The following is a 22,487-nucleotide window of genomic DNA, read 5'->3' as shown; positions in this document are numbered from 1 at the left end:
GGCGCGACTCAGGCACTGCCCGGGTCGCGCACAACGCCCGCCGCGCACAGGCGGGCGTATTCCGCCTCGCCCAGGACCGGCGCCAGGACCTGCGCATTGTGTTCGCCGATCCGCGGCGCCGGTCGTGCGAGGATGCCGGGCGTCTCCGACAGCCGCGGCACCATGCCGTGCATCGGCAGCCAGCCGCCCGGCATCTCCGCGTCCGGCACCTCGATCACTGCCTCGCGCTCGGCGACATAGCGGTCGTGCTCCAGCATCTGCGCATCCATGATCGGGCCGATGGTCACACCCGCCTTATCGAAATGTGCGAGCGTCTGCTCGAGCGTCAACGCGCGGATATAGTCGGCGATGATCGCGTCGAGTTCCTCGCCGTGGCGGACGCGGTCGGCATTGGTGCGGAAGCGGGGATCGGTGATCAGCTCCTCCCGCCCGATGCTGCGTAGCAGCTTTTCCGTCATCCCCTGGGTGCTGGCGGAGAGGCAGACCCAGCCGCCATCGCTGGTGCGGTAGGCATTGCGCGGCACTGCATTGGTGCTGCGGCTGCCTGTCCGCGGCTTGGACTGCCGCGTGAGCTGCCAACTGGCGTGCTGCGGTTCCATCATGACATGGATCGGGTCGAACAGCGTCAGGTCGATCACCTGCCCCTGCCGCGTCGCCTCGGCAAGGCGCAGCGCGATCATCGCGGTGGCGGCGCCGTACAGACCGGCATAGCCGTCCGCCATGTACATCGGCGGCAGCACCGGCTCGCGGTCGGCGAAGCCGTTCACCGCGGCAAAGCCCGAATAGCCCTCGACCAGCGTACCGAAGCCCGGCTTGTGTCGGTATGGCCCGTCCTGGCCCCAGCCGCTGACCCGGACAATGACGAGGGCCGGATTGATTGCCAGCAGCACCTCCGGCGAGAGGCCCATGATCTCGAGGATGCCGGGGCGGAAGCTCTCGACGAACATCGCCGCGCCCTCGACCAGGCGCTTCACCGCCGTGATCGCCTCTGGGTTCCTCAGGTCGAGGCAGACCGAGAGCTTGTTGCGGGACAGCGTCTTCCAGGTGGTGGAAATTCCCTTAACCCGCCAGGCGCGCAGCGTGTCGCCCTCGGGCGGCTCCACCTTCACCACCTCGGCGCCGTGGTCGGCCAGCACCTTGGTCAGGAGGTTGCCCGCGACCAGGCGAGAGAGGTCGACCACCCGCACGCCCTGCAGGGCACCGGTGGCGGCGGGGTCGAATTGGCGACGATGCGGCATGTTGGTCCCGTTCATTCGATCCGGATGTTCGCCGCTCTCCGCCACCTTGCGCCAGCGCTCCATGTCGGCGCGCAGCACTGCGGCGAATTGCGTCATAGGGGCCGGGCGACGGCACGGCGCCCTCGGCCTCGTAGATGCGGCGGAGCGAGGGCTCGGCCAGGGCCTCGGTGATGGCGGCGTGGATGGCGTGGCGGACCGGCGGCGGCAGGTTCTTCGGCGCCACCAAGCCCCACCAGATATCCGCCTCGTAGTCCACGCCCTGCTCCCGCACGGTGCGCGCGGCGGGAACCTCGGGCGGCAGCATGCCGCCCGGCGCGGCGGCGGCGATGACCCGGACACGGCCCTCGCGGATCGCCGCATTGGCGCTGGCGACGGTGGTGATGACCAGCTGGATGGTGCCGGAGATCAGGTCCGTCACCGCCTGGGCGGTGCCCTTGTAGGGCACGTGGGTCATGCGGATGCCGGCGGCCTGGCAAAAATACTCGCTGACCACATGGTTCAGCCCGCCGGTGCCGGAGGAGCCGTAATCCACCTCGCCCGGCCGCGCCTTCGCCCAGGCTACCAGCGACTGCACGTCGCGCGGCAGGAAGTCGGGGTTGGTGAGCAGGTAGTAGGGCGCGCGGGCCAGGATGGCGACGGCATCGAAGCTGCGCTCGGCGTCCCAGCTGGTCTTCTGCAGCACCGCCGAGGTGGCGAAGGAGGAGGAGGTGACCATCAGCGTATGGCCATCCGCCGGCGCCTGCGCCACCGCTGTCGCGCCAATCGAGCCGCTGGCGCCACCGCGGTTCTCGACCACGAAGGGCTGGCCGAAGCGGGATTGCAGGCGCTCAGCGAGCGGCCGCGCCATCACGTCGTTGGAGCCGCCCGGCGGGAAGGGCACGACGACGCGCACCGGGCGGCTGGGCCAGGTTCCTTGGGCGCGGGCCAGCGCGGGGGTGGCGAGCGTAGCGCCAAGCAGCAGGCGGCGGGCGATCATCGCGGTGCTTTCCTATTCAGCCGGCCGGATGTCCTGCGGTCGGCTGCGCTCGTCGGCGCGGCCGTCATGCCGCAAGCTCCGGCGCATGGCCCAGACATTGACCTGGAAATGGGTGGTGAGGATCGCGGCGTCATCCACCATGGCGACGCGCGTCGCTTCCTGCAGCATCCGCTCCCGCACCCCGGCATCGAGGATGTTCATCGCCGCCAGCACGCGCCTGTCGAATTCCGGGTTGGAGTAGCGGCTGCGGTTGACCGCGCCCATCCCGCTCGCCGGGTCCCAGGTGCCGAGGGTCGCGCGCAGCCCGGCCGAGGGCTCGCCGGAGGATGACCCCCAGGAGACCAGGAAGGCGGAGAATTCCTGCCGGCTGGCGCGCGAAATGAAGGATGCATAGGGCGCAGCCTCCACCGCCGTGCGCACGCCGGCGCGGGTCCACATCTGCGCGACCGCCTGCAAGATGCGTGCATCGTTGAGGTAGCGGTCGTTCGAGCCGTGCAGGGTCAGGCGGAAGCCCTGGGGATAGCCGGCCTCGGCCAGCAGCCGGCGCGCGGCATCCGTGTCGATCTCCGGCACGGGGATCGTTGGATCGTAGCCATAGGCGCCGGGAGGCATGAACTGGCCGGTCGGCACGGCGACGCCTTCCATCACCCGGTCCACGATTGCCCGGCGGTCGAGCGCGAGCGACAGCGCCCGGCGCACGCGCACATCCTTCAGCGGGTTGCGCGGCAAAGGCTTGCCGTCATTGTCGGTGGCGAAGGGCGTCGGCCCATCCCGCAGGTGATCGAAGGCGAGATAGAGGTGCCGGAGGCTCGGCTTCTCCGAGACGGCAAGGCGCTGGTCCTTCCGCATTCGGGCGATATCGCTGGTCGGCACCTGGTCGATGAACGCGACGTCGCCCGAGAGCAAAGCGGCAACCCGGGCGCTGTCGTTCGGAATAAGGCGGTAGGTGACCCGCTGCCAGGGCAGTGCGCCGCCCCACCAGTCATCGTTGCGAGCCAGATCCATCCGGTCGCCGCTGCGCCAGGATTGCAGCCGCCAGGGACCGGTGCCGATGGCGAGCTCGCCGGAATTGAAACCCTCGGTCGTCGCATCGCGATGGATGCCGTGATGCAGGATGGCGACCTGCGAGATGTCGTTCGGCAGCACTGGGGAGGCGCTGCCGGTGCGCAGACGGAAGCGTCGGTCGTCGAGGATCTCGACCGCCCGGACCTGGCGGGTGAAGACGGTGAAGGCGCCGGGACTATTGGCGACGCGCGGCACCCGGGCCAGGGTGAAGGCGATGTCTTCCGCGGTGAGCGGCGCGCCGTTCTGGAAACGCACGCCCTCCCGCAGGGTAAATTCCCCAGCCGTCACCATCCGCCGCCGGCTCCCAGCGTTCCGCCAGGCCCGCCTGCAGCCGCGAGATCCCCATCCTGCTGCAGCAGCGTGTCGAACAGCATGGAAGCGACGGCGTTGTTCGGCCCGATATTGTGGAAATGCGGGTCGATGGAGGTGACCGGCGCGCCGACCGCCATGGTCAGGGTCTGCGCCGCGGCCGGCAGAGCCAACAGCGCGCCGAACAGTCCGAGGCGAAGGCTCACGCCGGCTCCGCCACCACCGGGTTGCGCAGGATGCCGATGCCGCTGATCTCGACCTCGACCACGTCGCCCGGCACCAGCCAAGGCGGTGGCTTGCGGGCATGGGCAACGCCTTCCGGCGTGCCGGTGGCGATGACGTCGCCGGGCGCCAGCGGGGTGAAGGCGGAAATATACTCGATCAGCTGCGGCACCGAGAGGATCATGTCGCTGGTCTTGGCATGCTGCCGGCGTTCGCCGTTCACCCGGGTTTCCAACGTCAGCGCCGCCGGATTGGGAAGCTCGTCGGCGGTGACCAGCCATGGGCCGAGCGGGCCGGTGCCGGGGAAGTTCTTCCCCGCGGTGACCGAGTGCTTCTGGTAGTCCCGCAGGCTGCCGTCGTTGAAGATGGTGTAGGCGGCGACGTGGTCGAGCGCATGCGCCGCCGGGATCCGGCGGCCCGGCTTGCCGATGACCACGGCCAGCTCGCCCTCATAGTCGAAATGCGTGGAGTTGACGGGGCGCCAGAGCGGCGCGCCATGCGCGATGATGGTATCGGCAAGGCGGGCGAAGATGCGCGGGTTCTCCGGCACCTCCCGCCCCGCGCTCTCGGCCACATGGGCACGGTAGTTCAGCCCGACGCAGAGCACCTTTCGCAGCGGCGAGGGCACCGCGGGCAGCAGCGTGACATCGGTCAGGGCGAAGTCGGACGCCGCTGCGGCATGGCACGCAAAAGCCGGCAGCGCGCCGGCGGCAAGTGCGGCGGAGATGTCCGCATGCGGCGTGCGGCGGCCGAGATCGACGATGCCATCCGCCGTAACGGAGACCGAAGGAAGGACCGGCTTGCGTGGTGTAGCTGGCGATGCGCATCGGTCAGGCCGCCTCCAGCCATTGCTGCCGGAAGCCCGGGTCGAAGACCGTCTCCGCCATGACCTGGCAGCGCAGCATCAGCCTCTCCTCGCTCGGACCATAGTCCGGGATGGCGTTGTGCAGGGTGCCGAGATGGTCCCAGATCAGCACGTCGCCGACCGTCCAGCGATGCGCGTACTGGTACTTCGGCTGAAGCTGATGGGCGAAGAGGAAGTCGAGCATCTCCCGGCTCTCGGCCTCGGGCAGTTCCAGGATCCGCTCGGCATAGCCGGGGTTGCAGTAAAGCACCCTGCGGCCGGTGATCGGATGGATCATGAAGACGGGATGCACCGCGGGTGGCCGCTTGGCACGCTGCTCCGGCGTCAACGGCGCGCGGGCGCTGCCGGGCCGGGTGCGCATGTTCTCCCAGAAGACGTTGAAGTCGTGCCGCGCGGTCATCCCGGCCAGCCGCGCCTTGACCTCGGCGGGCAGGTCCTCATAGGCCGCATGCATGTTGGCAAACAGCGTATCGCCCAACGGCTTGCCATCGCGCTGCGGCACCTTCACTGCGTAGAGCACGTTCACGAAGCCCTTGGTCGCCGTGTAGGACATATCGGTGTGCCAGTCCTGCCCGGCGTCTGCGATGCCGATCGGCTCGCCGTTCTCGACCACGTTGGAGAGGATGCCGACCTCCGGTACATCCCGATGGTGGAACTTCCCCGTCACCGAGCCCTGGATGCTGCCGAAGCGCCGCGAGAAGTCGCGCAGGTCGCCCGCCTCGATGCGTTGGCCGGGGATCCGCAGCACGCCGTGCTCGCCGAGCGCCCGCAGGATGGTTGCGAAATCGGCATCCGCCAGCGGCCGGGCCAGATTCAGCCCGTGCAGGGTGGCACCCAGCACCGCGCCGGTGGGTTCGATGGAGAGCATGAATGGTTCCTCCGTTGCCCCGATCCTCGCACCCCTGCCCGACGCGTCAACGGCCCATAATGAGGTCCGGCAGCCAGAGCGAGATCCCGGGCACGAAGGTGATCAGCAGCAGCACCGCGCACATGGCGCCGAGGAAGGGCAGGATCTCGACCGAGTAGACCTCCATCGGCACCCGCAGCACGGCGCAGGAGATGAACATCATCTGCCCGACCGGCGGGGTGATGCCGGCGATGGTCAAGTTGGTGACCAGGACAATGCCGAACTGCACCGGGTCGATGCCGGATTTCAGGATCACCGGCACGAAGATCGGCGTCAGGATGATCAGCGCCGCCGTCCCCTCGACCGCCGTGCCGAGCACGATCAGCAGCACGTTGATTAGCAGCAGCAGCATCTGCGGGTCGCGGGTCAGACCCACCATCCAGGCCGCCATGGCCGGCGGCAGCCGCTCCCAGGCCAGGTAGAAGCCGAAGGCGGAGGCGGCGCAGATCAGCAGCATGACGGAGGAGGTGTCGAGCACCGTCTCCCGCAGCACCCCCGGCACCTTGGCCCAGTTGAGCTCGCGATAGACGAAGGCGCCGATGACGATGGTGACGAGGACGGTGATAGCGCCGGCCTCAGTCGTGGTGAAGATGCCGTAGCGCAAGCCGACGATGATAAAGACCGGGATCAGCAGCGCCCAGATGGCATCCTTCGCCGCAATGCCGACTTCCCGCCAGCCCGCGAAATGCGGCCGTGCCGGCGCATAGCCACGGCGTCGCGCAATGACCCAGGTGGTGAGGAACAATGAGCCGGCCAGCAGCAACCCCGGCACGACCCCGGCCAGGAAGAGCCGGCCGACCGAGACATCCGCGAGGTAGCCATAGATGATCAGCCCGATTCCCGGCGGGATCAGCGCGGTGATTATGGCGGCCGAGGAGGTGATGGCCGCGGCGAAGGCGGCGGAATAGCCGCGCTTCACCATCTCCGGCCCGAACAGCTTCGACAGCATCGCCGCATCGGCCGAGGAGGAGGCGGTCAGCCCGCCGAGCAGCGTCGCCAGCACCGTGCAGGCCTGCGCCAGCGCGCCGGTCAGGGTGCCCGACCAGCGCATCCGCCAGGTGCAGCAGCCGCCGGGTGATGCCGGCGGCGTTCATCAGGCTGCCCGCCAGGACGAAGAAGGGCACCGCCAGCAGCGGGTAGCTCTCGGTCGCCGAGACCATCTTCTGGAAGAAGATGTCGACCGGCAGCCCGTCCGTCAGGAAGAAGAAGGACAGCGCGGAGATGGCGATGGCGAAGGCCACCGGCACGTTCAGCGCAAACAGCAGCGCCAGCAGGATGGACGGCAGGGCGACGGTCATGCCGTCACGCGCTCCGGCGCGTGCCCGTTCATGCCATGGCCCTTTCCGGCAGCACGACCGGGCGGCGCATGTTCGCCAGGTGCCGCGCCAGCATCATCGCGGTCGCCAGGGTGATCGGGCCATAGACCACTGTCATCGGCAGCCGCAGCACCGCGGTCGGGTTCTCCCAGGCGCTGATCGAGAACTCGATCCCCATCCAGCAGAAATAGCCGAGGAAGCCGGCGACCAGCAGATCGACGCCCAGCCGCACCAGCCGTTGCGGCGCGGCCGGCAGGCGCTGCACCAGCATGTCGATCGACGGATGCGCATTGTGGCGGAAGCAGGCGGAGGCGCCGAAGAAGGTCAGCCAGGCGAAGGCGATCGCCGCCACCTCGCTGGCCCAGACCGCGGGCTGGGCGGTGACGTAGCGCGTCACGCACGCCCCAGCCGACCGAGCCCACCGTGACCAGCAAAGCGAGGACCGCGATCGCCTCGTCCGCCCGGTCGAGGATACGCCTCACGCCAGGATCTTCCGCACCGTCTCGTGCAGGCCGGGCGTCCATTTCGGGAAGGCCTTGTAGGTGGCGGCCGAGGCCTCGCGGAAGGCCGAGATATCGAGGTCGGAGACGATCTCGACGCCGGCACCCTTGAAGCGGTCGACGAAGCCGGCCTCCTGCTCCTTGGTCAGCCGGGTCATCTCGTGCTGCGCGCGGGCGCCTTCCTCCAGCAGCACGGCGCGGACATCGGCCGGCAGGCGGTTGAAGTAGCCGGCATTGATCGGCCAGCCCAGCAGCGCCTGGAAATGCCCCGTCGTGGAGATGGTCTTCCGCACCTCCTGCAGCCGCGCGCCCCAGAGGCTGCCATAAGGTGCCTCGGCCGCCTGCACCACGTTCTGCTGCAAGGCGTTGTAGATCTCGGACCACTGCACCGTGGTCGGCCGGGCGCCGAGGCTGCGGAAGGTCTCGATCCACATCTGGTTCGGCGGCACCCGCACCGTCATGCCGGCCATGTCGGCGGGGCGGCGGATCGGCTTCTCCGCGATCATGTGCCGGGCGCCGAAATAGGCGCCCATCATGATCATCCGGAACCCGGCCTTCTGCAGCGCCGCATCGACGCTACGGTACCAGTCGCTGTCGAGCAGCCGGCCGAACTGGTCGTAATTGTCGACCAAGTAGGGCCCGTTGAGGATGCCGACATCCGGCACGAAGTCGCTGAGATAGCCGGGGTCCGTGATGTTCATCACATTGGCGCCCTGGCGGATCATCTCGTTCACGTCGCGCCCGCTGCCGAGTTGCTCGCCGGGGAAGAGCTCGATCAGCACGCGGTTGCTGGTGCGGCTGGCGACGTTCTTGGCGAAGAACTCGGCCGCCTGGTGCGCCGGCTCGACGGTCGAGAGGCTATGGGCGAAGCGGATGCGGATGGTGGACTGCGCCTGCGCCAGGGCAGGCGCGGCGAGCGACGCGGCGAGTACCGCGCGGCGTGTGATGATCATTGGTGCCTCCCCGTGGTCGCGCGCTACATCGCCTTGATCGTCGCCCCGAGCTGTCCGTCCTTCGCCGCGCCGGCGTAGAGGATGGAAAGCTGCCGATCCATGATCACCTTGTGCCGCGCCAGGGCATGCGGGTGCAGGTCCTCCTCCGGCGCGGTCTCGTGCTCGAAATGGCCGAAGCTGTCGTGGCCGCGCACCAGCAGCGCGCTGTCCTGCGGGCCGCCCGCCTGGCGGACATGGGTCGGGATGTAGCGGATGGCGAAGCCGATGCGCGGCCAGTCGGCGTTGTTCGGCTCGCTCCCATGCACGATCAGCACGTGGTGCAGGCTCATCTCGCCAGGCTGCAGGGTGATGTCGACGGCATCCTTCTCGTCCACCTGCACGGCCACCTCCTGCCCGCGCGACAGCAGGTTGTCCTTGGCGAAGGTGTCGGTATGCGGGACTTTGTCCCGGTGCGTGCCCGGCACCACCCGCATGTTGCCGCTCTCGGGCAGGCTCGGGGTAAAGGCGATCCAGGCTGTGACGACATCCGGGGAAGACAGGCCCCAATAGGTTCCGTCCTGGTGCCAGGGAGACATAGGCGGTGTCGTGCGCGCCCTTCATGAAGAACTGGCTGGACCAGCAAAGCAGGTTGGGGCCGAGCACGCTCTCGACCGCATCCAGCACCTTCGGGTGCTTCACCACCTCGCAAACCCAGGGAAAAAGGAGATGCGGCTTCTGATTCATCCGCCCGGCTAGCTTGCCGCCGAGCTTCGCCTCCGTAGCCTGCAGCTTCGAAAGCAGGCCGACCGCCTCCTCGGGCGCGTAGGCGCGGATGGGGAAATGGTAGCCGAGCCGGTTGTAGTCGGCGACCGCGGCCTCGGAGAGGGAAGCGGGCATGGGATTTCCTCCGCGCCCCGTTCCGGGGCTTGCGGGGAAGGCGAGCATGGCGGTGATATGTCTGTCAACGCCGCGGCGCGCCGCGGGACCGGAGGATCATTCATGGACACGCTTCTGCCCCTCGCCGCCCGTGCCGGCGCGCTGCTGAAGGCGCGGGGGAGACCATTGCGATCGGGGAAAGCGCGACCGGCGGCCTGATCTCCGCGGCGCTGCTCGCGGTGCCCGGCGCTTCCGCCTATTTCCTCGGCGGCGGGGTGGTCTACACTCGCGCCGCACGCAGCACGCTGCTGGGCGTCCCGGTCGCGGCGCTGAAGGCGGCGGCGCCGGCCTCCGAGGAGATGGCGGCGCTGCTCGCGCAGGCCGCGCAGGAACGCCTCGGCGCCACCTGGGGCCTAGGCGAGGCCGGCGCGGCGGGGCCGACCGGCAACAGCTACGGCCATGCTGCGGGGCATGGCGTCCTTGCCGTCGCCGGGCCGGCGAGCCGGTCCCTCACGATCGAGACTGGCGACAGCGACCGGGTGGCGAACATGCGCGTCTTCAGCGCCCGGCTACTGACCCTGCTGGTCGAATGCCTCGAGGCGGCGCCTCAGAAATAGCCGAGGCCCATGATGCCGTCGGGGCCCAGGTCCTCGCCGGCCAGCTTGCGCCCGATCAGGTCGCGCAGCGTCTCCGAGGCGCCGCCGCCGAGCGAGCCGTAGCGCGCACCCCGGTAAAGGCGCGAGACCGGGTATTCGTCGGTGAAGCCGAAGCCGCCATGCAGCTGCACCGCCTCGTTGGTCACCCGGATCGCCATCTCGTTGCAGAAGACCTTGGCGGTGGCCGCCAGGAACGGGTCGGGGAACGGGTCCGCGGTCCAGCAGGCGCGGTACAGCAGGCCGCGCGCCGCCTCGATGTCCTTGTACATGTCGGCCAGCTTCCAGCGCACGCCCTGGAAGTCGGCGATCGGCTTGCCGAAGACCGGCCGGTCGCGGACGTAGCGCGTCGTCTCGTCGAAGGCGCCCTCGGCGAGGCCGAGGCTGATCGAGGGTTGAGGCAGCGCTGGGTGTTGAAGGCGGTCAGCAGCCGCTTGAAGCCGTCCTCGCGCAGGACGAGGTTCTCCAGCGGCACTTCCATGTCGTTGAACTGCACCTCGTGCAGATTCTCGCCGCCCATGGTGTGGTAGGTGCCCGTCACCGCCAGCCCCGGCGTGCCGCGCTCCACCAGCACGCAGCCGATACCCTCGCGGCCCGGGCGGCCGTCGATGCGGGTGAAGACGACGAACATCCCCGCCTCCTCCGCCCGGCTGATCAGCGTCTTGGTACCGTTGACGATGACACGGTCGTTCTTCACCACCGCATTGGTGCGGTAATTCGCCACATCGGTGCCGGCATGCGGCTCGGTCATGCAGATCGACAGGATGCAGTCGCCGCTGACCACCGCGGGCAGGATGCGGGCGCGGATGCTCTCCGGCGCATATTTGGCGATGACGCGGGTCTGCACCCCCGCCTCGCCCAGCACCGCCATCGCCGTCGGGTAGCAGACCTTGGCGATCTCCTCGAGGACCAGCGCCGTCTCGAAGACCGGCAGGCCCAGGCCGCCATATTCCTCCGGCACCGTCATCCCGAGCACGCCGAGCCCCGCCAAGTCGCGGACATTCTCCCAGGGGAAGCTGCCATCCATCCAGCGCAGCGCCCGCTGGCGGAAGCTGGTCTGCGCCATCTCCCGCACCGGCGCGATCAGCGCGCGCTGCTCCTCGGTCAGCCGGAACTCCATGGTCTCAGCCCCTGAACTGCGCGCCGCCATCCACATCGAGCGTGGTGCCCGATAGATACCCGCCGCGCGGGCTGGCGCAGAACACCGCGAGATCGGCGATCTCCTCCGGCTTGCCGGCGCGGCCGAGCGGCAGGCCCGCCAGCATCTCCTCCCAGCGGCTCTCGTCGCCGAACTTGGTCTTCGCGCGGCTCTTCGAAAGGGTGATGATCCGGTCCGTCATGGTGGCGCCGGGGGCGATGCCGACCACGCGGACATTGTGGTCCGGCGATTTGCCGCCCACCGCCGCGGTGAAGGCGATGAGCGAGGCATTGCCGGCGGCGCCGCAGACATAGTCGGCGCGTGGGCCACGCCCGGCCATGCCGATGATGTTGACGATGACGCCGTCGCGCTTCGCCTCCATTCCCGGCAGGTAGAGCTGGGTCAGGTGGATGTAGCCGAAGACCTTCAGCGCCCAGGCTTGCTGCCAGCGCGCGAGATCGATGTCGTGCACTGTGCCGCCTGGAATGGCGCCGGCATTGTTCACCAGCACGTCGATCCCGGGATGCGCCGCATGCAGCGCGACGCGTGCGGCGCTATCGCCGAGGTCGCCGGCGAAGACCGCGACCTGGACATTGTGCCGGCCGCGGATGGCCGCCGCTGCCGCTTCCAGCGCCGATTGGTCGCGCGAGGCCAGGATCACGTCGCAGCCCTCCGCCGCGAAGGCCTGGGCGCAGGAGAGGCCGATCCCTTTCGAGCCGCCGGTGACCAGCACGCGCTTGCCGCGGAGTTCCATGTCCATGGTCGTATCCCCCTGCTTGCGGACGCGCTCGGGCCATGCGAACCGCTGCGGCTCACCATGCAGGCTGCGTCTTCCGCATGACTATCGCCGCCGTCACCGGCCGTCGCAAGGCCGTGGCCGGCGCGCTCGGCCTGCTGGCCGGCTGCGCGCTGCCCCGCCCGCGCCCTGCGCCGCGCCGCCGGAAGGCGCGGCGGCCTGGGTGGTCGACCAGGGCTGGCATACCGAGATCGCGCTGCGCGCCGCGACGCTGCCGCCCCCCTCGCCCGGCTGCGCGCGCCCTTTCCTGGCGCCGCGACGCTCGCCTTCGGCTTCGGCAAGCGCAGCTATGTGCTGGCCGAGGCGGGGGCGATGGCGGAGCTGCTGCTGGGTCCGCTGCCCGGCCCCGGTGTCATCCAGGTGAAGGGCCTGCGCGTTGCGCCGGCAGAGGCCTGGCCCGGCCGCGCCATCACGCTGCCGCTGACGGGGACGGGGCTGGCCATGCTGGCCAGCTATCTGTGGGACAGTATCGCGCCGCGAGGCCGAGGGGCTGTCCGTGCAGGGCAGCCTCTTCCTCGCGGCCAGCCGCGACTACGATCTGGGCTTCACCTGCAACACGTGGACGGCGGCGGCACTGCAGCGCGCCGGCCTGCCTGTCGATCCCGCCGGGGTCGTGCTGGCCCGCAGCATCCTGGCACAGCTCCGCCCATTTGGCTGCCTGGCCTAGCCGCTGAAGCGGCTTGCGTTGGGAATCGAACGCCGCTGCCCTCTAACTCACTGTAGTCCAGGGTAGATTCTGGCGTCCAAGCCTGCACACCCTCACGCCGTCTGCTCTAGCGGCAGGGCGGCGCATAGCCACCCGGGCAGACCACGTTGCTGCCCTGCGGCACCACAATCACCTGGCGCGGTTCCGGGCTGCTGAAGGTCGGGCTGCAGCCCGCCAGCAGGCCGAAGAGACTGGCAGCGAACGCGATCCTGGCCATGGGCACCTTCCCTTTGCGCGATTGATTGCCGAGGGTGGGAAGGATCGGCGGTTGCCGCAACGCCGCACGCCGCCGTCTCGCGCGCCGTTGATGCCGCGCACGGATCGGTGCGCGGCGGCGACGGCTTACAGGCGCGGCGCGATGCCGGAAACGCCGGTCGCCTGTTCCAGCTGGGCCAGCGCCAGCAGATAGGCGTAGCGTGCCTGGTTGGCCTGGATCCGCGTCGCGTTCAGCGTGCGCAGCGCATCCAGCACGTCGATCAGCGACCGGCCACCGGCGAGATAGGCCTGCTCCGTGCTGCGATAGGCTTCCTCCGCCCGGTTCAGCGCCCCGCCGGTAAAGAGCGTCACCAGCGCCCGCGCCTGCTCGTAGGTCGCCCAGGCGGCGGCGAAGTCGGCCCTGGCCTGCAGCATCGCGGCGCGCGCCTGTGCCTCGGCCTGACCGGCCTGGGCATTGGCGACGCCGACATTCCCCTCGACGATTCGCCGGGTAAAGATCGGCACCGAGAGCTGGATGCCGAAGCTGTTCACCGCATTGAGCTGATCGGTCGAATTCGGCAGGTCCTGCGACAGCCGCGACCTTGCCCAGCTGCCGTTCACCGTCACGTCGCGCGAGCGTCCCGCCTCGGCCAGCAGTCGGTTGGAATTCGCCGCGGCATATTGCCGCTGCGCCGCGACCACGTCGGCGCGGCTCTCGATTCCCTTCGCCAGCTCGTCCCGGCCGATGCCGAGCGTCGGCACCTGGTCGAATCGCCCGCGGACGTCGAAGGCGACCGGCGACAGGATGGTCCGCACGCTGGTCGGCGCGCTGGCTGGGCCGGACGGCGCCGCGGCGCGCTGGCTGGGCGGCACCGCGCCCAGCGCCCCGGGCACGGCGGGCGTGATGCCGAGCGCACCGATCTGCCCCGCCCCCGCCTGGAAGGTGGCCGGGTCGGCCGAAAGCAGCGCCGCCACCGCGGCGACGCCGGCGGCATAGGCCTGGGCATTGGTGGTCACGTCGGGCTCGAACTGCAGCCGGCTGGCCTGGAATCGCAGCAGGTCGCCTTCCGGGATGGCGCCGTCGCGCAGCTGCCGGCGCAGCAGCGTCTCGGTCCGGTCGAGGCTCATCCGGTTGCCAAGCGCGACCTCGAGATTAGCGCGGGCCAACAGCGCGCCGAGGAAGGACTGCCGCAGGGTGAAGAGCTGGATGCGGACCGCGTCCAGCACCTGCGCCTCGGCCGCGCCGATCTGGTCCTCGGCGACCCGGGTGCGCAGGGTTCGCTTGTTGCCGCGCTCGATCAGCACCTGCAATCCGGCGACGATGTTGTTGCTCGGGCTGAGGAAGCGCGCGCCCTTGATGGCGCCGGCCTGGGTCTCGTTGAACTGGGCGAAGCTGTTGCCGACGGTGACTTGCGGCGGAGGCAGGGAGGAGGCAACGAGCCGGTTGGCCCGCGCAGCATCCACCCCGCGTCGGGCGGCGATGACCGCCAGGTTGCGGTCGATCAGCAGCTGCTCGGCCTCGGCCAGGGTCAGCGGCTCGGCGCCCTTGCCGAGCGGCAGCGGCAAGGTGCCGGGCGCCGCGGGTGCCGTCTGGGCGAATGCCGGCGGCGCGAGCAGCGCCAGGCCCAGCAGGGCGGCCCGCAGCCTCATGCCCGCGAGCCCAGCGCCCGAACAGCGGCGCTTTCCTGCCGCAGGTGGCGCGGCTTGCCGAAGAGATCGATCATGACGGGGAAGACCACGAGGATGAACAGCGGGACGAGGCCGATGCCCCCGACGACGACGAGGGCGAGCGGCTTCTGCACATCGGCGCCGATGCCGGTGGCCAGCGCCATGGGCAGCAGGCCGGTGAAGCTGGCGAAGCAGGTCATGAAAACCGGCCGCATGCGGTCGGTGCCGGCCTGGTCCAGCGCGGTGCGCCAGGGCATGCCTTCGAGCCGCAGGTGGTTGAAGTGGGAGAGCATGATGATGCCCTCCATCACCGTGATGCCGAACAGCGCCAGGAAACCGATGGCGGCGGGGACGGAGAAGTTGAGCCCGGCCACCGCCAGCGCGGCGATGCCGCCGGTCAGCGACAGCGGCACGATGCCGAAGACCAGCAGCGTCTCCCGCAGCGTGTTGAACTGGACGTAGAGCAGAACGAGGATGAGGGCGAGCGCCGCGGGCACCACCACCATCAGCCGGCCCAGCGCCTCCTGCAGGTTGCGGAACTCGCCGAGCCAGTCGAGCCGGTAGCCCGGCGGCAGCTCGACCCGCTGCGCCACCAGCTCCTGCGCCTCGGCCACCGTGCTGGCGGGGTCGCGGCCGCGGACCGAGAAGCGGATCGGCACGTATCGGCTGGCATCCTCCCGGTAGATATAGGAGACGCCGGAGACCAGCCGGATATCCGCCACATCGGCCAGCGTCGCCGCCCGGTCGCCGCCCACCGGCACCCGGCCGATCGCCTCCATGCTGTCGCGGTAGGGCGCGGCGAGCCGGACGATCAGCGGGAAGTTGCGGTCGCCGCCCGGCTCGTAGAGCCGCCCGGCCTCGCTGCCGCCGATCGCCGCCTGCACCACCTCGTTGATGTCGCCGACCGAGAGGCCGAAGCGCGCGGCGCGGGCCCGGTCGATCTGCACCGCGACGGTCGGCTGGCCGAGCGAGCGGAAGACCGCGAGGTCGGCCACGCCCTCGACCTCCGCCATGACCTTGCGGATCTCCTCCGCCTTGCGGGCGATGATGTCGAGCTCCGGTCCGTAGACCTTGATCGCATTGGCACCCTTCACGCCGGAGGCAGCCTCCTGGACGTTGTCGCTGATCGCCTGGGCATAGCTGAACTCGATGCCGACGAACTCGTGGCTCAGCCGCTCCTGCATGGCATGCACCAGCCCGTCGCGGTTCCTCGCCGTGGTCCACTGGTCAGGCGGCTTCAGCGGGAGGAAGAACTCGGCGTTGAAGAAGCCGGCGCTGTCGGTGCCGTCATCCGGCCGGCCCTGCTGACTGGTGGCGGTGATGACTTCGGGAAATCCCATCAGCACGCCGCGGATACGGTTCACCGTGCCATTGCCCTCCTCCAGGCTGATGGTGCCCGGCATGGTAGCGCGGACCCAGAGATTGCCTTCTTCGAGAGTTGGCAGGAATTCGGCGCCGAGCGAAGAGAGCAGCAGCAGCGCCAGGCCGAGACAGCCCCGCCGCGAGGCCGACGCAAAGCAGCCGGGCTCGCATCGCCAGGCCATAGAGCCGCCGGTGCGCCCAGCGCAGGGCGCGGACCACATGGGTGTCCTGCTCCCGGCTGTTCTCGCTCAGCATGGCCGCGGCGAGCGCCGGGGTGATGGTGAAGGTCGCCAGCAGCGCGCCGATGATGGCGTAAGCATAAGTCTTCGACATCGGGCCGAAGATGCGCCCCTCGATCCCGCCGAGGGTGAAGAGCGGGATGAAGGCGGCGATGATGATCAACGCCGAGAAGAAGATCGCCTTGTCCACCTCCCCGGCTGCACGCAACACGGTCAGCGACAGGCCGGAGAGCTCCTTCGACCCGGCCGGGGGCACGTAGCGGTGCGCCGCCTGCCGGGCGAGGCCGAGATGGCGGTAGATGTTCTCCACCATGATGACGGTCGCATCGACCAGCAGGCCGAAGTCGAGCGCGCCGAGTGAGAGCAGGTTGGCGCTCTCGCCCCGGCTGAGCATCAGGAGGATGGCGAAGAGGAAGGCGAAGGGGATGGTCGCCGCCACCACCAGGGCGCCGCGGAAGTCGCCGAGGAAGAGGTACTGGATGACGAGGATGAGGATCACGCCCTCGATGATGTTGTGCACCACCGTCCGGGTGGTGATCTTCACCAGATCCTCCCGGTCGTAGAGCGGGTGGATCTTCACTCCGGGCGGCAGCACGCCGCCGGCATTGATCCGCGCCACCTCGGCCTGCACGCCGCGGATGGTCGGCAGGGTCTGCTCGCCGCGCCGCATCAGCACGGTCGCCAGCACCACGTCGTCGTCCTGCTCGTGGCCGGCGATGCCGAGCCGCGGGGTATTGCCGATCTCGACCGTGGCGAGGTCCGACAGCAGCACCGGATTGCCGCCCTCGGCCGAGATCACCACGCCGCGGATGTCGTCGAGGTTGCGGATCAGGCCGATGCCCTGCACCACCGCGGCCTGCGGCCCGATCCGGATGGTGCCGGCGCCGACCGTCGCATTGCCGGCCCGCACCGCCTGGATCACCTGCGGCAGGGTCAGGCCGTGCGCCGCCAGTCGCGGCAGGTCGATGACGATGTTGTAGCTTTTGGTCAGCCCGCCGAAGGAGGTGACGTCGATCACGCCCGGCACCCGCTTGAAGCGGCGGTCAAGCACCCAGTCCTGCAGCGTCTTGAGGTCGGCCAGCGAATAGCCAGGCGGGCCGACCAGGCGATATCGCATGATCTCGCCAATTGGGCTGAGCGGCGAGATCTGTGGCTGGGCACCCTCCGGAAGCCCGTCCAGCTGGCCGAGCCGGTTCAGCACCTGCTGCAGCGCCTGGTCGTAGGTATAGTTGAAGTTGAACTGCACCCGGACGTCGGACAGGCCGAAGAGACTGGTCGAGCGCACCGAGGTCAGGTTCGGCAGCCCCGCCATCGCTACCTCGACCGGAATGGTGACGTAGCGCTCGATCTCCTCGGCAGACTGGCCGGGATTCTGGGTGATGATGACGACCTGCGGCGGCACCGGGTCCGGATAGGCCTCAATGTTCAGCTTGGTGAAGCCGACCAGGCCGATGACGATGAAGGTGAAGAACAGCAGGATCACCAGCGGCCGGCGCTGCAGCGAGAAGGCGACAATCTGGCGCATGGCGGGTGTCCCGGCAGGGTTCGGAGCGGCTTTCTGCCGCCCGCGTCACGTCATTGGCTGGGCGCGGGGCCGCCCCGGCCCGCGGGCCGGGGCGGGACGCCGGGTCAGTCGATCCGGGCGGCGCGGTCGATGAACAGGGCGCCGCCGGTGACCACGTGCTCACCCGGCTGCAGCCCATCCAACACCTCGACCATGTCGCCGCTGCGGATGCCGGTCTTCACCTTGCGCAGGATGAAGCGGTTGCCGTCGAGCGCGACCCAGACGCTGGCCTCGGCGCCGCGGTAGATCAGCGCGTTCACCGGCACCGCCACCGCCCGCTGCTCCTCGCCGACCGAGATGCGGAAGGTGGCGAACATCTCCGGCTTCAGCAGGCGCTCGGGATCCAGTACCTCGGCCCGCACCGTCATGCGGCGCGTAGTGGGGTCCAGCCCAGCGCTGGTCGCGGTAATGCGCGCGTCGAATTCACGGTCCGGCAGGGCCCCGACCGCGACCTTCACCGGCTGCCCCACCTTGATCAGCGGCGCGTCGAGCTCACGCACCGCGGCGACCAGCCACATGGTGGACAGGTCGGCGATGGTGAATACCGGGTCCGAAGCGCCGGTCGAGAGCCACTGGCCGGGGCCGACCCGGCGCTGGGTGACCGTGCCGCCGATCGGCGCCGGGACCGTCACCACGGCGTCGACCATCCGGCTCTGCTCGATCTTGGCGATCTGCTCCATGCTGCGGCCGAGCACGCGCAGCTTGTCGCGGGCGGCGGAAAGCGTCGCCTCGGCGCTGCGCAGGTCTGCGGCGGCGCCGGTGGTGGCGACGCGGGCCTGCTCGACATCGCGCTGGGAGGCGGCGCGGGCGGAGAAGAGGCTGGCCTGGCGGGCTTCCTCCCGCTTCGACTGGTCCAGCGTGGCGCGCGCCTTGTTGGCGGCATCTGCGGCCGAGAGCAGGTCGTTGGCGGCGCCGGCGAGATCGGTGGTCTCGATCTCCAGCAGCGGGTCGCCGGCCTTAACCGTGTCCCCCATGCGGGCGAGCACGCGGACCACGCGGCCATTATAGGGTGAGAAGACCGGGGTCGCGCGGTCGTCGTTGTAGGCGATGCGGCCTTCCGCCACCCGCTCGGCGCGGAAGTCGCGCAGCGCCATCGGCTCGATCCGCAACGCCCGCATCTCGTTGTCGGACAGGCGGAACTCGCCCTGCGACATCGGCTCGGTCACGCTGGCGGCCGGGGAGGTCGGCACCACGCGCGGCTGGTGGGTGTAGAAATAGCCAGCGGCACCGCCGCCCGCGACCAGCAGCAGCAGGGCGGGGATCCAGAGCCGCCGGCGCCGCGGCGCCGCCTCGGCCTGCGGCGGCTCGGCCGCCGGCTCGGCGCCGGGAGCACTCCCTGGGATCGGCTGGACCGGCGGCACGGTGATGGTCTGGGCGCCTGGCCGCACGGCGGTCTCCTCCGGCACGGAATGCGGCTGGTGGATCATGTTCATCGGTTGTCAGGACCCGCCGCTCGCCGCATTGCCGTGTGCTCCCCGCACATTCCCGTTCAAGCCCCAGGATATCGGGGACGGTCCGGGGCAGTCTCCTACCTCGGGCCATACCACATTGCATCAGGGCGTATTACCCAGAGATTGGGCGAAACCTGAACGCTAGGAAAGTCCGTTCACTGTCACGCGTCTCATGCTGCGGCACAGCATGCGCGGAACGCAACGCCCGAAAGCCGCGTCCCGCGCCTTTTTGCTAGATCATCAGCTCGATAAGGAAGGGCCCCGGCCGCGCGAAGGACTGCGCCATCAGGTCACCGAGCTGGTCCAGCGTGCTGGCCTGCGCCGCCTCGACCCCCATCGAGTTGGCCAGCTGAACCCAGCCGATATCGGGGTTGCCGAGGTCGAGCATGTCCATCGCCGTCCGCCCCGGATTGGCGCCGACATTCTGGTACTCGCCGATCAGGATCTGGTACTTGCGGTTGGACAGCAGCACGGTGGTCACCGGCAGCTTCTCCCGCGCCTGGGTCCAGAGCGCCTGCGGCGTGTACATCGCGCTGCCATCGGCCTGGAGGGCGATGACCCGCCGGCCGCCGGCGCCGATCGCCGCGCCCACCGCAACCGGTGGGCCATAGCCGATGGCACCGCCGCAATTTTGCAGCCAGTCATGCGCCGGGGCGGCATGGGTCTCGGGGAAGAAGCCGCGGCCATAGGTCACAGACTCATCCACGATGACCGAATCCTCGGGCATCAGCGCCGCCACGGTGCGGGCCAGGCCCTCGGGGCTTAGGCCGCCGCGCGGCGCCTGCGGCCGCGGGCCCGGGTTCGGCATCGCCGCCTTGGGCGCGCCGAGCGCATCGGCCAGCGCCCGCAGCGCACCCTCGGCATCCTGGTCGAGGCGGGTCAGCAGGTGCAGTTCGCATTCCGGCGGCCAGAAGCGGCTGGGCTTGCCGGGATAGCCGAAGAAGCCGATTGGCTCCTTCGCATTGACCAGCACCAGGTGCTCGACGCCCTTCAGGGCCGCGACCGCCTGCTCGTTCACGTAAGGCACCCGGTCCAGCATCAGCCGGCCCTGGCCGCGCTGGATGCGGGCATTCGAGCCCCTCGGCCAGCAGCCGGCAGCCAGTGGCGGCGGCGATCCGGTTGGCCTGGATCTGGGCGCCTTCCCGCAGCGCCAAGCCGCCGAGCAGCAGCAGCACGTTCTTCTTGCTGCGCAGCACCCGCGCCGCCTGCTCCACTTGGTGCGGGTCGGCCTGCGGCACCGCGGGGACGGTCAGCGGCGCGCCGACCACCCCGCCCTCGTTCCAAGAGGAATCGGAGGGCAGGATTAGGGTTGCCACCTGGCCGGGCGAGGTGCGGGCGGCCTGCACCGCCATGGCCGCATCGGCGCCGACATCCTCGGCGCGGGAGGAGGTGCGGACGAAGGCCGAGACGCCCCGCGCCCAGCCCTCGGCATCCGCGGTCAGCGGCGCGTCGAAGGGCCGGTGGTAGACCGCCTGGTCGCCGACCACGTTGACGATGCCGCTGCGCGCCCGCCGCGCGTCGTGCAGGCCGGCCAGGCCATTGGCCAGGCCCGGGCCGCAATGCAGCAGGGTGGCGGCCGGCTTGTCGGCCATGCGCCAGTAGCCGTCGGCGGCGCCGGTGACGATGTTCTCCTGCAGGCCGAGGACGCAGCGCATGCCCGGGACGCGGTCCAGCGCGGCGACGAAATGCATCTCGCTGGTGCCGGGATTGGCGAAGCAGACATCGACGCCGCTCCCCAGCAGCGTCTTGACCAGGCTTTCGGCTCCGTTCACGGCAATTTCCTTCCCTCGCGGTGTCGCCGGCCAGGGTGCGCGGGCACGCGGCGGGCCGCAAGGTGCCCCGGCCCCGCCATGGAGTGACAGGCGCTACGATAGGGCCGTAGCGTAACATATGATCTGCACCCTGCTCCTCGGCTTCGCTGCCGGATTCGTCGCGGTCCTGGTCTTCCACCAGGGTACCGCCTTCCTGCTGTATCACCTCGGGAACGACATCCCGGCGGTGGTCGGCATCTTCGGAAAGACCTCGGCGCCTTTCGCCATGGCGCCGACCAAGCCGCTCGGCGTGCCGGTTGTCCTCTCCCAGGCCTTCTGGGGCGGCGTCTGGGGCATGGTGCTGACGCTGATCCTGGTGACGCTGCGGCCACCGGCCATCCTGTTCTCGACCGTCTTCGGCGCGCTGGCGCTGACGGCGGTGGCGGTGACGCTGGTGCCCTACCTCAAGGGCCTGCCGACCTGGAGCGGGGCGATCCCCTGGCGCGGCCTGCTCTACAACGGCGCCTGGGGCTTCGGCGTCGCACTGGTGCTGCTCAGGCCGCTCGGGCTGCGCCGGTAGCTGGCGCTTGCGCTGGCGGCTCAGCATGCCACCTTCCCCGGGGAGCAAGGCTTTCCGGGGGAGTCCAAGCAGATGACCAGGCACCGCTTTACCGTCTCGCGCCGCGCGGCGCTGGGCCTGCTCGGCGCCGGGGCGCCGCTCCTGGCCACCGCTCCCTCCCCCGCCCGGGCCCAGCCGAAACTCGACAAGGTCAGCTTCGTCACTAACTGGCGCGCCCAGGCGGAGCATGGCGGCTTCTACCAGGCCCAGGCCGCCGGGCTCTATCGCGCGGCCGGGCTCGAGGTCGAGCTCCGCACAGGCGGGCCGCAGATCAACCCGGCCCAGCTCCTGCTCGGCGGCCGGGTGGACATGGCGATGGGCAACGGCCTGGCCGCACTGAACTTCGTGCGGGCGAACATCCCGTTCCTCTGCATCGGCGCCATCTTCCAGAAGGACATGCAGGTGCTGATCGCCCATCCGAACACCGGCTTCACCGGGTTCGAGGCGCTGCGCGGCCGCACCATCCTGGTCGGCGCCGAGGCGCGGGTGACTTGGTGGCCCTTCCTGGTGAAGAAGTACGGGCTGAAGGAGGACCAGCTCCGCCCCTATACCTTCAACCTGCAGCCTTTCCTGGCGGACAAGCAGGTGATCCAGCAGGGCTATCTCGGCTCTGAGCCCTTCACCATCCGCCAGGCCGGCGTCGTGCCGGACATGCTGCTGCTGCACGATGCCGGCTTCGAGAATTACGGCACCACGATCAATATCGGTGCGAAGACCCTGGCCGAGCGGCGCGAGGTGATCCAGCGCTTCGTCGATGCCAGCATGGCCGGCTGGGACCAGTACCTGAAGGGCCCGGCGGGAGGCTTCGACACGGCTGCGGCCAATGCACTGATCAAGGCGCACAACCCGGAGATGGGCGACGACCTGATCGCCTTCGGCACCCGCATGATGAACGAGGCGGGGATCGTCCGGTCGGGCGATGCCGCGACGCTGGGAATCGGCGCCATGAACGACGCGCGCTGGCAGCGCTTCCATGCGGCGATGGCCGATGTCGGCGTGCTGCCGTCGGCGCTCGACTTGAAAAGGGCCTTCGACCTTTCGCTGGTCAACAAGGGAATCGGCAAGGCCTGAGCCGCACGACGTCAATCCGCTCAACCGGGCTCAACCCGGTTGAGGCCATTGTGGCCCTTTCGACCCGA

General features: G+C 69.7%; 21 protein-coding genes and 4 pseudogenes. 4 read left to right on the top strand and 21 right to left on the bottom strand.

Annotated elements, in window-relative coordinates:
- Positions 1 to 8: 8 nt before the first annotated feature.
- The 11 genes and pseudogenes from ACQ86J_RS31070 to ACQ86J_RS31020 form a co-directional block, all read right to left on the bottom strand.
- On the bottom strand, positions 9 to 1,163 hold the full coding sequence (locus tag ACQ86J_RS31070; RefSeq protein WP_431272596.1) for a CaiB/BaiF CoA transferase family protein: 1,155 nt from the start codon (positions 1,161 to 1,163) through the stop codon (positions 9 to 11).
- Complete coding sequence (locus ACQ86J_RS31065) at positions 1,060 to 2,214, bottom strand: tripartite tricarboxylate transporter substrate binding protein (RefSeq protein ID WP_431268530.1); 1,155 nt, start codon at positions 2,212 to 2,214, stop codon at positions 1,060 to 1,062. The genes ACQ86J_RS31070 and ACQ86J_RS31065 overlap by 104 nt, the downstream gene beginning before the upstream one ends.
- A 12-nt stretch (positions 2,215 to 2,226) precedes the next feature.
- Complete coding sequence (locus ACQ86J_RS31060; RefSeq protein WP_431268529.1) at positions 2,227 to 3,570, bottom strand: ABC transporter substrate-binding protein; 1,344 nt, start codon at positions 3,568 to 3,570, stop codon at positions 2,227 to 2,229.
- Positions 3,564 to 3,794: a hypothetical protein gene (locus ACQ86J_RS31055; RefSeq protein ID WP_431268528.1), complete on the bottom strand. Its 231-nt coding sequence runs from the start codon at positions 3,792 to 3,794 to the stop codon at positions 3,564 to 3,566. Before ACQ86J_RS31055 ends, ACQ86J_RS31060 begins: the two co-directional genes overlap by 7 nt.
- Positions 3,791 to 4,438 carry a fumarylacetoacetate hydrolase family protein gene (locus ACQ86J_RS31050; RefSeq protein WP_431268527.1) on the bottom strand — a complete coding sequence of 216 codons (648 nt, stop codon included), beginning with the start codon at positions 4,436 to 4,438 and terminating at the stop codon, positions 3,791 to 3,793. The genes ACQ86J_RS31055 and ACQ86J_RS31050 overlap by 4 nt, the downstream gene beginning before the upstream one ends.
- A 202-nt stretch (positions 4,439 to 4,640) precedes the next feature.
- Complete coding sequence (locus ACQ86J_RS31045; protein WP_431268526.1) at positions 4,641 to 5,543, bottom strand: TauD/TfdA dioxygenase family protein; 903 nt, start codon at positions 5,541 to 5,543, stop codon at positions 4,641 to 4,643.
- A gap of 46 nt (positions 5,544 to 5,589) precedes the next feature.
- Positions 5,590 to 6,633 carry a TRAP transporter large permease gene (locus ACQ86J_RS31040; RefSeq protein ID WP_431268525.1) on the bottom strand — a complete coding sequence of 348 codons (1,044 nt, stop codon included), beginning with the start codon at positions 6,631 to 6,633 and terminating at the stop codon, positions 5,590 to 5,592.
- Between the two features lie 52 nt (positions 6,634 to 6,685).
- Positions 6,686 to 6,880 (bottom strand): annotated as a pseudogene (locus ACQ86J_RS31035) (TRAP transporter large permease subunit); the annotation flags it as partial.
- Positions 6,881 to 6,908: 28 nt separating this feature from the next.
- On the bottom strand, positions 6,909 to 7,295 hold the full coding sequence (locus tag ACQ86J_RS31030; RefSeq protein WP_431268524.1) for a TRAP transporter small permease: 387 nt from the start codon (positions 7,293 to 7,295) through the stop codon (positions 6,909 to 6,911).
- Positions 7,296 to 7,376: 81 nt separating this feature from the next.
- Positions 7,377 to 8,351 (bottom strand): C4-dicarboxylate TRAP transporter substrate-binding protein, encoded by a 975-nt coding sequence (locus ACQ86J_RS31025; protein ID WP_431268523.1) that lies wholly within the window; start codon positions 8,349 to 8,351, stop codon positions 7,377 to 7,379.
- 23 nt (positions 8,352 to 8,374) lie between these two features.
- Positions 8,375 to 8,926: a phytanoyl-CoA dioxygenase family protein gene (locus ACQ86J_RS31020; RefSeq protein ID WP_431268522.1), complete on the bottom strand. Its 552-nt coding sequence runs from the start codon at positions 8,924 to 8,926 to the stop codon at positions 8,375 to 8,377.
- A gap of 399 nt (positions 8,927 to 9,325) precedes the next feature.
- Between ACQ86J_RS31020 and ACQ86J_RS31015 the strand changes: the two genes are divergently transcribed.
- Positions 9,326 to 9,823: a CinA family protein gene (locus ACQ86J_RS31015; protein ID WP_431272595.1), complete on the top strand. Its 498-nt coding sequence runs from the start codon at positions 9,326 to 9,328 to the stop codon at positions 9,821 to 9,823.
- Here ACQ86J_RS31015 and ACQ86J_RS31010 read toward each other — a convergent pair.
- The 3 genes and pseudogenes from ACQ86J_RS31010 to ACQ86J_RS31000 all read right to left on the bottom strand — a co-directional run bounded on the left by ACQ86J_RS31010 (position 9,814) and on the right by ACQ86J_RS31000 (position 11,757).
- The gene (locus tag ACQ86J_RS31010; protein ID WP_431272594.1) at positions 9,814 to 10,248 is read right to left on the bottom strand and encodes an acyl-CoA dehydrogenase family protein; all 435 of its coding nucleotides are present in this window, start codon (positions 10,246 to 10,248) and stop codon (positions 9,814 to 9,816) included. The genes ACQ86J_RS31015 and ACQ86J_RS31010 overlap by 10 nt on opposite strands.
- Before the next feature lie 149 nt (positions 10,249 to 10,397).
- Positions 10,398 to 10,925 (bottom strand): annotated as a pseudogene (locus tag ACQ86J_RS31005) (acyl-CoA dehydrogenase family protein); the annotation flags it as partial.
- Positions 10,926 to 10,983: 58 nt separating this feature from the next.
- The gene (locus tag ACQ86J_RS31000; protein WP_431268521.1) at positions 10,984 to 11,757 is read right to left on the bottom strand and encodes an SDR family oxidoreductase; all 774 of its coding nucleotides are present in this window, start codon (positions 11,755 to 11,757) and stop codon (positions 10,984 to 10,986) included.
- A 532-nt stretch (positions 11,758 to 12,289) separates the two neighbouring features.
- On the opposite strand from ACQ86J_RS31000, the gene ACQ86J_RS30995 reads away from it, so the two are divergent.
- Complete coding sequence (locus ACQ86J_RS30995; RefSeq protein WP_431268520.1) at positions 12,290 to 12,460, top strand: DUF2459 domain-containing protein; 171 nt, start codon at positions 12,290 to 12,292, stop codon at positions 12,458 to 12,460.
- Positions 12,461 to 12,566: 106 nt separating this feature from the next.
- Here the strand turns inward: ACQ86J_RS30995 and ACQ86J_RS30990 are convergent, their stop codons facing one another.
- The 7 genes and pseudogenes from ACQ86J_RS30990 to ACQ86J_RS30960 form a co-directional block, all read right to left on the bottom strand.
- Positions 12,567 to 12,716 (bottom strand): hypothetical protein, encoded by a 150-nt coding sequence (locus ACQ86J_RS30990; RefSeq protein WP_431268519.1) that lies wholly within the window; start codon positions 12,714 to 12,716, stop codon positions 12,567 to 12,569.
- Between the two features lie 125 nt (positions 12,717 to 12,841).
- On the bottom strand, positions 12,842 to 14,344 hold the full coding sequence (locus ACQ86J_RS30985; protein WP_431268518.1) for a TolC family protein: 1,503 nt from the start codon (positions 14,342 to 14,344) through the stop codon (positions 12,842 to 12,844).
- Positions 14,341 to 15,906, bottom strand: a complete 1,566-nt coding sequence (locus ACQ86J_RS30980) for an efflux RND transporter permease subunit (RefSeq protein ID WP_431268517.1) — start codon at positions 15,904 to 15,906, stop codon at positions 14,341 to 14,343. The genes ACQ86J_RS30985 and ACQ86J_RS30980 overlap by 4 nt, the downstream gene beginning before the upstream one ends.
- Before the next feature lie 67 nt (positions 15,907 to 15,973).
- Positions 15,974 to 17,488, bottom strand: a pseudogene (locus ACQ86J_RS30975) (efflux RND transporter permease subunit); the annotation flags it as partial.
- 104 nt (positions 17,489 to 17,592) lie between these two features.
- Positions 17,593 to 18,960, bottom strand: coding sequence for an efflux RND transporter periplasmic adaptor subunit (locus tag ACQ86J_RS30970; RefSeq protein ID WP_431268516.1), 1,368 nt, complete (start codon positions 18,958 to 18,960; stop codon positions 17,593 to 17,595).
- Positions 18,961 to 19,210: 250 nt separating this feature from the next.
- A complete protein-coding gene (locus ACQ86J_RS30965) occupies positions 19,211 to 20,017 on the bottom strand; it encodes a thiamine pyrophosphate-dependent enzyme (protein WP_431268515.1) in 807 nt (268 codons plus the stop codon).
- Between the two features lie 475 nt (positions 20,018 to 20,492).
- A pseudogene (locus tag ACQ86J_RS30960) lies at positions 20,493 to 20,750 on the bottom strand (thiamine pyrophosphate-binding protein); the annotation flags it as partial.
- 118 nt (positions 20,751 to 20,868) lie between these two features.
- Between ACQ86J_RS30960 and ACQ86J_RS30955 the strand changes: the two are divergent.
- Complete coding sequence (locus ACQ86J_RS30955; protein WP_431268514.1) at positions 20,869 to 21,309, top strand: hypothetical protein; 441 nt, start codon at positions 20,869 to 20,871, stop codon at positions 21,307 to 21,309.
- 72 nt (positions 21,310 to 21,381) lie between these two features.
- Positions 21,382 to 22,419, top strand: a complete 1,038-nt coding sequence (locus ACQ86J_RS30950) for an ABC transporter substrate-binding protein (protein ID WP_431268513.1) — start codon at positions 21,382 to 21,384, stop codon at positions 22,417 to 22,419.
- The last annotated feature ends 68 nt before the right edge of the window (positions 22,420 to 22,487 follow it).

Origin of the sequence: Dankookia sp. P2, from assembly GCF_050632255.1 — a bacterium.
Lineage (GTDB): Bacteria > Pseudomonadota > Alphaproteobacteria > Acetobacterales > Acetobacteraceae > Paracraurococcus.
The sequence above is the reverse complement of the archived record's forward strand: the minus strand, read 5'-3'. Positions and strand labels throughout refer to the sequence as shown.

What these genes read in the sequence shown, in the direction of transcription:
- ACQ86J_RS31040 (WP_431268525.1), bottom strand. Translation starts at nt 6,633, where the DNA reads ATGCGCTGGTCGGGCACCCTGACCGGCGCGCTGGCGCAGGCCTGCACG.
- ACQ86J_RS30970 (WP_431268516.1), bottom strand. Translation starts at nt 18,960, where the DNA reads ATGAACATGATCCACCAGCCGCATTCCGTGCCGGAGGAGACCGCCGTG.
- ACQ86J_RS30990 (WP_431268519.1), bottom strand. Translation starts at nt 12,716, where the DNA reads ATGGCCAGGATCGCGTTCGCTGCCAGTCTCTTCGGCCTGCTGGCGGGC.
- ACQ86J_RS30965 (WP_431268515.1), bottom strand. Translation starts at nt 20,017, where the DNA reads ATGCTGGACCGGGTGCCTTACGTGAACGAGCAGGCGGTCGCGGCCCTG.
- ACQ86J_RS31060 (WP_431268529.1), bottom strand. Translation starts at nt 3,570, where the DNA reads ATGGTGACGGCTGGGGAATTTACCCTGCGGGAGGGCGTGCGTTTCCAG.
- ACQ86J_RS31025 (WP_431268523.1), bottom strand. Translation starts at nt 8,351, where the DNA reads ATGATCATCACACGCCGCGCGGTACTCGCCGCGTCGCTCGCCGCGCCT.
- ACQ86J_RS31065 (WP_431268530.1), bottom strand. Translation starts at nt 2,214, where the DNA reads ATGATCGCCCGCCGCCTGCTGCTTGGCGCTACGCTCGCCACCCCCGCG.
- ACQ86J_RS30980 (WP_431268517.1), bottom strand. Translation starts at nt 15,906, where the DNA reads ATGGCCTGGCGATGCGAGCCCGGCTGCTTTGCGTCGGCCTCGCGGCGG.
- ACQ86J_RS31045 (WP_431268526.1), bottom strand. Translation starts at nt 5,543, where the DNA reads ATGCTCTCCATCGAACCCACCGGCGCGGTGCTGGGTGCCACCCTGCAC.
- ACQ86J_RS30950 (WP_431268513.1), top strand. Translation starts at nt 21,382, where the DNA reads ATGACCAGGCACCGCTTTACCGTCTCGCGCCGCGCGGCGCTGGGCCTG.
- ACQ86J_RS30985 (WP_431268518.1), bottom strand. Translation starts at nt 14,344, where the DNA reads ATGAGGCTGCGGGCCGCCCTGCTGGGCCTGGCGCTGCTCGCGCCGCCG.
- ACQ86J_RS30955 (WP_431268514.1), top strand. Translation starts at nt 20,869, where the DNA reads ATGATCTGCACCCTGCTCCTCGGCTTCGCTGCCGGATTCGTCGCGGTC.
- ACQ86J_RS31000 (WP_431268521.1), bottom strand. Translation starts at nt 11,757, where the DNA reads ATGGACATGGAACTCCGCGGCAAGCGCGTGCTGGTCACCGGCGGCTCG.
- ACQ86J_RS31020 (WP_431268522.1), bottom strand. Translation starts at nt 8,926, where the DNA reads ATGTCTCCCTGGCACCAGGACGGAACCTATTGGGGCCTGTCTTCCCCG.